This is a genomic window from Acinetobacter sp. UBA2063 (genome assembly GCF_002333245.1).
In the GTDB taxonomy this organism is placed as follows: domain Bacteria; phylum Pseudomonadota; class Gammaproteobacteria; order Pseudomonadales; family Moraxellaceae; genus Acinetobacter; species Acinetobacter parvus.
This window is the reverse complement of sequence record NZ_DDAH01000182.1, coordinates 1-7,161: the sequence shown is the minus strand read 5'-3', so window position 1 is coordinate 7,161 and position 7,161 is coordinate 1. Positions and strand designations below refer to the sequence as shown.

Genomic DNA, 7,161 nt, shown 5'->3' with positions numbered 1-7,161 from the left:
TTTTAAAAAAAATGAGCAGAAACCTAAAGAAGACTACAAATGCTTAAAAAGTTATATTCATTTTTATGATAAAAAACATACTACTTTATCTATGATTAGAAAAAATATTTTTCATGCTCTACTTAAGGTTTTAAGAATTGAAAATATTTCGACAAATGAAAATCGTCTTTATACCATTTCAAATTTAATTAACCACTTAAAGGTAAACTCAGAGCTAAATTATTCAGATCTAAACTTAAAAGTATATCAATGTTGTTTAAAAGTAGTTAGAAATGAAAAAAATCAAGCTTTGTCTGACTTACAAACTTATATTCCTGTATTCATTTCTTATTTTAAAGAAAATCATAGGCTTTCTCCAAAATGTAGTGATTTTATCAATAATGATAAAACTGGTCTTGATCAATCTAGTCAAAATCATTCCTCTGTTTCAAATATGATTGAAGAAAATAATCTCAAAATCGAAATAGCCAGTGTCCATTCAGTAAAAGGTCAAACGCATGATGCCACACTATATTTAGAATCATTTTTTAATCAAGGGTATGGAAACTATGAGTCAGAACGTCTTAGAAATCAGTTTTTAGGTATACAAACAATTCCTCAAACTCTTGGAACACAGAAAACTAGCCATGATAAAATTATCCAATCAACAAAAATGGCGTATGTAGGATTTTCGAGAGCAACTCAGCTACTTTGTATAGCAATACACAAAGCTAGATTTGAACAACATCTAAAGACAATAGATCGAGATATATGGGAGATTAAAGATATATCCAGTTAAAAGAATTGATTGTTACAATTAGTGTAATTCATAGAGTTCTATGAATACGAAGAATAGCTTAAAATTTTATTTCATTTTCTACAAAAAATAAGGGAGCCGAAGCTCCCACCTTTTATCGACTCGCCAACTTAGATTCAATCCATTGATTGATTTCCCAAGCTGACCACCCAACACGACCAACTGTTAAATTCGTCTGTTTGGGAAATGTTGGATCATATTGTTTATGACGCTCATCCATAATGTTATAAATCGTTGCACGACTTAGCCCCGTAATTCGCATAACCTCTTTCAAGTTAATAATCTGATTCATCTGAAAGGTTTGACCTGTGAACGCATTCATGATGTTGACTCCTAATCATTGATGCGAGCGGTGATTCGCTCAGATAATAGGGCCGTCCAATAAAATTTTACTGAGTCCAATCTCGTCCACCCCCATCTAATTCACCGCCCTCACACTCCCCTGTAATCCTTTCTGAATATCCTGTACAAAACCATCCTTTTGATTGAATATAGGTTTCGCCTTAGCTTTTGAGTCAGGCTGTGCCTGCTCAGACTCAACAATCTCATCCGCATAAAACTCCTCCACCAAATCCAATCCCTCTTCCGAATTCACCTCAAACCGTGCATTGCCATAACCCTGCCGTGCTATTGCATCCAATGCACTTTGATTAAATCCAGAAGCTTTGCTTTGCTGATCTATATCCTTTGCCATTTGAATGGCTTGTTGCAGATTCACGCCATCACGTAGTGTTAAATCCACGTAATACACAGGTGTACGATAACTTTGTGTGGTGGATTTACCTCTTAAGGTCAATTGCAACGGTAAGCAGGACAATAAGCCATTGGAGGCTGCATGGTAATAACTGAGTCGTGCTGCCAAAGTGCGAATGCTGTTAAAACCTGTGGTTCTAAAGATAAATGTACCCAGTTCATCCGATTCATCTAAATTGACATGTAGCCTTCCATAAGGTTTACAGTTGCCACCTTGTGCCAAAGGACATAAGTCAGGTGATGGACATGGATGTTGTTCAATCCCTTGATTGGTCAGCCGTTGGCAAGTTTCACCATTACCAACACACACTGGACGTCCTGTTTGGCGGTCAAATAAGCTGTACTCTGCACGTAGATTCAATTCAGGATCATTAAAGATCATACGGACTGGTATGGTTCTGAGTTTTTGGTTTTGTGCTTTAACTCGGAGTTGTTCATCAAGCGGATGCTTCACCCATCCTTCTTTGCCTTGGATTTGGCTGGTAATCGTGAACTGGTCATCCTTTTCGGGCAATCGTTTACCGTTCTTTTCGACCACCTTACCGATACTGATACGTCCAAGTATGGGTGGTGTAATCGCTAAACCTTTGATCATGTTAATGTCCTCTATGCTGCTGTATGGTTTGGAACTGTTTTGTGTTGTTTGGTTAAAAATGAAATAGACATAAAACATCCCATGCGCTGAGGCATGGGATGTTTAGGCGGTCTGTTTTAATGTTGAGTGGTTAAAGTTTTGCTTAGGCTAAATCGGTTTCAATCATCATTGCTGTAGATGTTGAAACGCCGTGAACCTAGTTTGCTTTGTGGAAATTGATTCAGATATTCAGGATGCTGTTTAAGTAAAGCCTTGCTATCTAAGCTGATTGAGTCTTTAGACTTCTTCCACGTCACTGAGCCGTTGGTGAATGTTGCACGCTCTGCCTGTTGCATCTTGGCTTGCAATTGATGTTTAAGCAGATCAAATTGTTCTTGATGCTTTTCAATTTGATTGCGTGCTTGAAGCAGTTGCTCAAACTGTTGATTAGCACTTTCGTCTTCGGATAAATCCGTGGAGCTGAGTGGCACATGTTCGGGATAAAGCAGTTGTAAAGCTTTGGCTGCCGATTCACTGGCATCTGCTTCAGGTGGCGTATCCTTTTCCACGCATTCCCAAAAGTAACGTTCAGCATTGATAATGTGTTGAATCACTGATTCAGAGCGAGTGACTTTAAAAATTCGGGTTTCATGTCCACAGATTAAGACGCAGATATGTGCAGCTTGCTTGCCTGTCACTGCCAATTGGTGTTGCACCTGACACAGCACGTATAAAGGCACACCATCACGCCACAGTTTGGCACCATATTCCCCTGCTGTTTTACATTCCAAGATTTGTACATCGGCATCACCTGTTACGGAGTAATCCAAATTGGCGAGCATGAAATGTTTATCAGGTTCAGGATGTTGTAACACTGCATTGACCCGACGGACTTTGTAGTTCGTGTGCATGCTGTAGTATTCAGCCACCAAGGGTTCAAGGCGTTTGCCCCAGTACAGAGGTGCATGCCCTTCACTTTCATCTTCGATGCTTTGTTGAATTCGTCCTGTTTTGATCATCCATAGTTCGAGCATCGACATATAAGGATTGAGCCCACAGGCTGCGGCACAATCACTACTGCCGATGCCTTGTCGACGTACTGCTAACCATTCAGCTTGGATGAGTTTCTTGGTATCCACAAAGCGTTTGGCTGTAAACAGTTTGGGACGATTAGCATGGGTATTGACGATTGGATTCGGTGTTACATTTAGAGGCGTGTTTAGTGCTGTATTCATGATCATTTCCTATTTTGTAAATTTCGGGCATAAAAAAGCCACATCCGAAGATGTGGCTTGCTGTTGTATTTGGGGTGTATTGGTTGGTTAATGAATTGAAGTTAGGCAATTATCCTTAAAGCCTGTTCCAATCCACGTTGTTTTAAGCCTGCTCCTGCACCAAACCAAGCTGAATCAAGTCGATGATCCTGACTCATGGCTCGACGTTCATGGTCAGCAAATTCTGTGATCGAGCACAATAAGCCATAGGCTGTATCTTTGGCTGAACTGAGTTCTGCCCCACGGCCATGCCCATTAAACATGGTCATGACTTTAGACATGGCTCGTCCATTCGGTTCGGTTTTTGTGGTCTCAGCCTGATTGGCAACATTGCGATAGAACTGAATAATGCTGTCATCCTGTTCAGCAATACTCAAGCTGGTATTGTTAAATACAGCATCGAAGTAGGCTGCTGCTTCTTGTTGAGTGACTTTACGCTGACTGAGTTGCTTCATTTCATACATGTGCTCTTCCCATACACGAACGGATATACCCAATTGTTGCTTAATTTTCTCGGCATCAAACTTGGTGCTGTGTGGCACTTTGACCACGCCTGCACTGCTATTCTGTCCTTTTAAAGCAATGGCTAAGGTGTTATTACACACCACACGAATACTGGTGAATTGTGCTGTAGTGGCTAAAGTTCCATCACAAGCGGTGGCAAGAAGAATATAGCCATTACTGACATCTTTACCTTTCAGTGCTGAAGTCTGTCCTGTTCGTGCTAATGCCCAGAATTTCTTGCCACCTTTAAGTACCCCTGCGGTTTCTAATTCAAAGCCTGATTGTTCGGTCAGGTCTTTATAGAAATTTAGGATTTCCATGGGTTGCACCTCTTGATAGCGTTGACTGACTACAGAGAGTGGTGCATGAGTATCGGAACGGTATAGCACTCGTTGTTCTTCATAAGGCATGATGATGCTTTGCCCACGTTCATTCTGTGCCATATAGCTAACATTGGAGGATTCAATGCGCCAGTCCATGCCTGCCTGCTGTGCCCAGACTTCAATTGGTTGGTTTTGCGTGAGCTGGTTGCCTAAGCCATGCCAAGGGGTTTCGCCAACATAGGCCATTTGTTCAAGTTGATGTGCCATAGATTTTGTCCTTATAAACAAAAAGGTTGCTGGACTTCATCCCTTGATTGGAATGAAGTCCAGCAGCCTGATTTAGATTGGTCTTGTGAATATGCTTATTAAGCCTTATGTAATAGGCTCAATAAACGCATTCAATGTATTGATTCATCTTTATGTTATATAAGTGAAATTTCTTTCAATATGCTCATATGCTTCAACGACTCAACTGTATAGTGCGTGGTTCGTATGTAGAATAAATATCGCCTTCAGCCTACTGCGGTGACATCACAATTTCACGCCCATCCTTCAGTACTGCAACCACCTCTCTGACATTCCGTGGATCACAATTTAAGAAGAAACGCATGGATTTCCCGTACAGAATTGGATTGGCACCATCACGGTAATCGGCTCTACAGTTACCACGATTCTCCACCACTCGATCCAGTGTAATGCTATCGGATAATGAAATTAAATGTAGATAAGCAGTTTCAACCTCATGCTTTCCACCAAAGACCTGATTCTTGATTTCAATGCGGTATTGCATGGATGCATCGCCTTGGTCGGATGGCGTTTGTTGTGCGTCCTTCTCGGCTTCCTGTCTATTCAGGGTTTCCCATTCATCCCAGCCTTTGGCAATAAACTCTCGTATTTCCGCAACGGGAGTGACTTCCAAATTACTCAGGTAATAACCTGCTGTAGCTGCCGTTTCTTCACTGGGTGATTTTTCTAAAGACTCTAAGTCCTGTAATTCTTTCTCAGTCAGTTTTTCAACTTTGACCGCTGGTTTGGCTTGTTCAGTTTTAACTGCGGTATTCTGTGCTTGTGTTGCTTCTGGTTGCTTTTCACAACCGACTGTGAACATGGCAATGGTTGCCAACATCATGATCTTTTTCATTTTATCTCCTCCCCCTATTCCCCTTATGCTTAGGCATTCACATCAAGGTGCTGGTCTATCCATGCATTGTTGGTAATATTTATCTTTAAAGACTTGTTTGGTTTTTTCGAAAGTTGCCGTCCCACCTCGACCATATTCAAAGGCGTCATGAATCATCGGTCTGAGTTGTTCTCTCAGCTCATCGTTATCGCCTGCAAGCATGTAAGTCGCTTCGGCAAAGCCTCCATAGGTCAAGCGTGCCTGCATCACGCTTTCAGCCACATTAGCTTCTTCTTGACAGGCTTTCTCTTGTTTGGAGCTACAGCCTGTAAGCAAAGCAATTGCGACTATCAGAAGTAATTTATTGTTGAACATGTTCTTACCCCCTGCATTTGCCTACGGTATAACCTCTGGCAAAGTCCAAACGACGTCGGTCTTCATCATTGGTGATCGGTACAGTAAAGAACGGCTTGCCGTATTGTTCACGAATGCTGTCATAGCGACAGCTACAGGCTTCTTCATTTTCCACTGCGGTTTTAATGGCTGTATTTGGATACATGCATTGTTCGATATAGGCTTTACGGTCTTTGGCATCCGTAGATGAACAGGCAGCTAAAACAGGTAAAAGGAGTACAGCAAGCATGCTGAATGTTTGAATTTTCATAAAGCTCCCCTCTGGTATTGTTCTGTATTGAAATCAAAATTTAAGACACAACGACGCATACTCCCGAGTCAGGAAGATGTTCGGAAATGAATAAAATGAGACGAATAAATCCCATCAACTGCTTGGTGAAAAATCAGTTGCTTGAAATAGAATTCAGTACAGTAAGGGGATGTTTTGAATGACCATGACGGACTCCTATATGCATAAGAAGTTCTACCGAATCACTGTCAATTGATTATGGTGGCAGAACGAAAAGGGGTTGACAGACTGGGCATATAGAACCAGCACGCGCGAACGCGTCCCCCTCCCGTTCTACCGCAAAGGGGGACGAGAAGGTTTCGCACAAGACTTATACTCAGGAAGAATATAAGTACCTGATACGCTATACGCTTGGTCTGTCAAAACCAACTGACAATGTAGGTCAGCACGCTAAGAATAATGGTGAGGGCAAGCTAAGTCAATTCAGGTGGTTAGGAATACGGCTTGAACTTAAACTTTTATAATACTATTTAATAAAATGTTTGATCTTTATCATAAAGTTGTTAATACTCATACTTCATTTATCTGCAGTATTTAAAGAAGGTAAAGAAAATGAGTCTAGAGCGTTTTAAAGCACAAGCAATTCGAGATCTAAATATTTATGAAGCAACGCCTGCAATCACAAATGAAGAATGGATAGCTTTTGCTAAGCAACTTGTTGCTTCAAATTCAAAAACAATAGCAGAAGCAAAAAACATATTCCTAGAAATGTTTGAAAGTAAAGAAATTATTTTCATTGCATGTGAGAGTGTCGATAACACGGATTTAAATGCTCTATTAATGATGGCGATTCAAATAAGTAAAATTTAAAAATATAATTGTTAACATAAATATTTAAACTACTGTTTTTATGGGGGGGGTAGAATGTCTGACCAAGACTTAGCTTATCATCTACAGATAAAATTCGGATTATCTTATAATGAACCGAACTCATATCAAATATTAGCTATCAAATCGGACATCAACCAAATTGTTAGAAGTGGTAGAACACCAACCCAAGCCGATTGGATAAGGATCATTGGATTTCACTGCAGAACTATTGGGACACATTCTCGATTTGGAGTTGATAATAAAGATTTGAATTTTTTACTTTTATTAGCAATCCAAACCAGTA

Annotated in this window: 9 protein-coding genes and 1 pseudogene; 3 read left to right on the top strand and 7 right to left on the bottom strand. The window is 40.4% G+C overall.

Annotation, left to right across the window (positions count from 1 at the left end):
• A pseudogene (locus tag B4H32_RS08915) lies at positions 1-778 on the top strand (hypothetical protein); the annotation flags it as partial.
• A 112-nt stretch (positions 779-890) separates the two neighbouring features.
• Here B4H32_RS08915 and B4H32_RS08910 read toward each other — a convergent pair.
• The 7 genes from B4H32_RS08910 to B4H32_RS08880 all read right to left on the bottom strand — a co-directional run bounded on the left by B4H32_RS08910 (position 891) and on the right by B4H32_RS08880 (position 6,008).
• Complete coding sequence (locus B4H32_RS08910; RefSeq protein WP_004681576.1) at positions 891-1,118, bottom strand: helix-turn-helix transcriptional regulator; 228 nt, start codon at positions 1,116-1,118, stop codon at positions 891-893.
• A 96-nt stretch (positions 1,119-1,214) separates the two neighbouring features.
• The gene (locus tag B4H32_RS08905; protein ID WP_004681578.1) at positions 1,215-2,144 is read right to left on the bottom strand and encodes a hypothetical protein; all 930 of its coding nucleotides are present in this window, start codon (positions 2,142-2,144) and stop codon (positions 1,215-1,217) included.
• A 158-nt stretch (positions 2,145-2,302) separates the two neighbouring features.
• Positions 2,303-3,358, bottom strand: coding sequence for a YqaJ viral recombinase family protein (locus B4H32_RS08900; RefSeq protein ID WP_286802250.1), 1,056 nt, complete (start codon positions 3,356-3,358; stop codon positions 2,303-2,305).
• Between the two features lie 101 nt (positions 3,359-3,459).
• Positions 3,460-4,491: a DUF932 domain-containing protein gene (locus B4H32_RS08895; RefSeq protein ID WP_004681580.1), complete on the bottom strand. Its 1,032-nt coding sequence runs from the start codon at positions 4,489-4,491 to the stop codon at positions 3,460-3,462.
• A gap of 250 nt (positions 4,492-4,741) precedes the next feature.
• Entirely contained in the window at positions 4,742-5,365 is a 624-nt protein-coding gene (locus tag B4H32_RS08890; RefSeq protein ID WP_286802248.1) for a hypothetical protein, read from the bottom strand.
• 42 nt (positions 5,366-5,407) lie between these two features.
• Positions 5,408-5,719, bottom strand: a complete 312-nt coding sequence (locus tag B4H32_RS08885; protein WP_004681584.1) for a hypothetical protein — start codon at positions 5,717-5,719, stop codon at positions 5,408-5,410.
• A 4-nt stretch (positions 5,720-5,723) separates the two neighbouring features.
• Complete coding sequence (locus B4H32_RS08880; protein WP_286802245.1) at positions 5,724-6,008, bottom strand: hypothetical protein; 285 nt, start codon at positions 6,006-6,008, stop codon at positions 5,724-5,726.
• A gap of 591 nt (positions 6,009-6,599) precedes the next feature.
• Between B4H32_RS08880 and B4H32_RS08875 the strand changes: the two genes are divergently transcribed.
• Entirely contained in the window at positions 6,600-6,857 is a 258-nt protein-coding gene (locus tag B4H32_RS08875; protein ID WP_004681588.1) for a hypothetical protein, read from the top strand.
• 54 nt (positions 6,858-6,911) lie between these two features.
• A partial coding sequence (locus B4H32_RS08870) for a hypothetical protein (protein ID WP_286802243.1) occupies positions 6,912-7,161 on the top strand: 250 nt, incomplete at its 3' end.

What these genes read in the sequence shown, in the direction of transcription:
- B4H32_RS08910 (WP_004681576.1), bottom strand. Translation starts at nt 1,118, where the DNA reads ATGAATGCGTTCACAGGTCAAACCTTTCAGATGAATCAGATTATTAAC.
- B4H32_RS08905 (WP_004681578.1), bottom strand. Translation starts at nt 2,144, where the DNA reads ATGATCAAAGGTTTAGCGATTACACCACCCATACTTGGACGTATCAGT.
- B4H32_RS08900 (WP_286802250.1), bottom strand. Translation starts at nt 3,358, where the DNA reads ATGAATACAGCACTAAACACGCCTCTAAATGTAACACCGAATCCAATC.
- B4H32_RS08895 (WP_004681580.1), bottom strand. Translation starts at nt 4,491, where the DNA reads ATGGCACATCAACTTGAACAAATGGCCTATGTTGGCGAAACCCCTTGG.
- B4H32_RS08890 (WP_286802248.1), bottom strand. Translation starts at nt 5,365, where the DNA reads ATGAAAAAGATCATGATGTTGGCAACCATTGCCATGTTCACAGTCGGT.
- B4H32_RS08885 (WP_004681584.1), bottom strand. Translation starts at nt 5,719, where the DNA reads ATGTTCAACAATAAATTACTTCTGATAGTCGCAATTGCTTTGCTTACA.
- B4H32_RS08880 (WP_286802245.1), bottom strand. Translation starts at nt 6,008, where the DNA reads ATGAAAATTCAAACATTCAGCATGCTTGCTGTACTCCTTTTACCTGTT.
- B4H32_RS08875 (WP_004681588.1), top strand. Translation starts at nt 6,600, where the DNA reads ATGAGTCTAGAGCGTTTTAAAGCACAAGCAATTCGAGATCTAAATATT.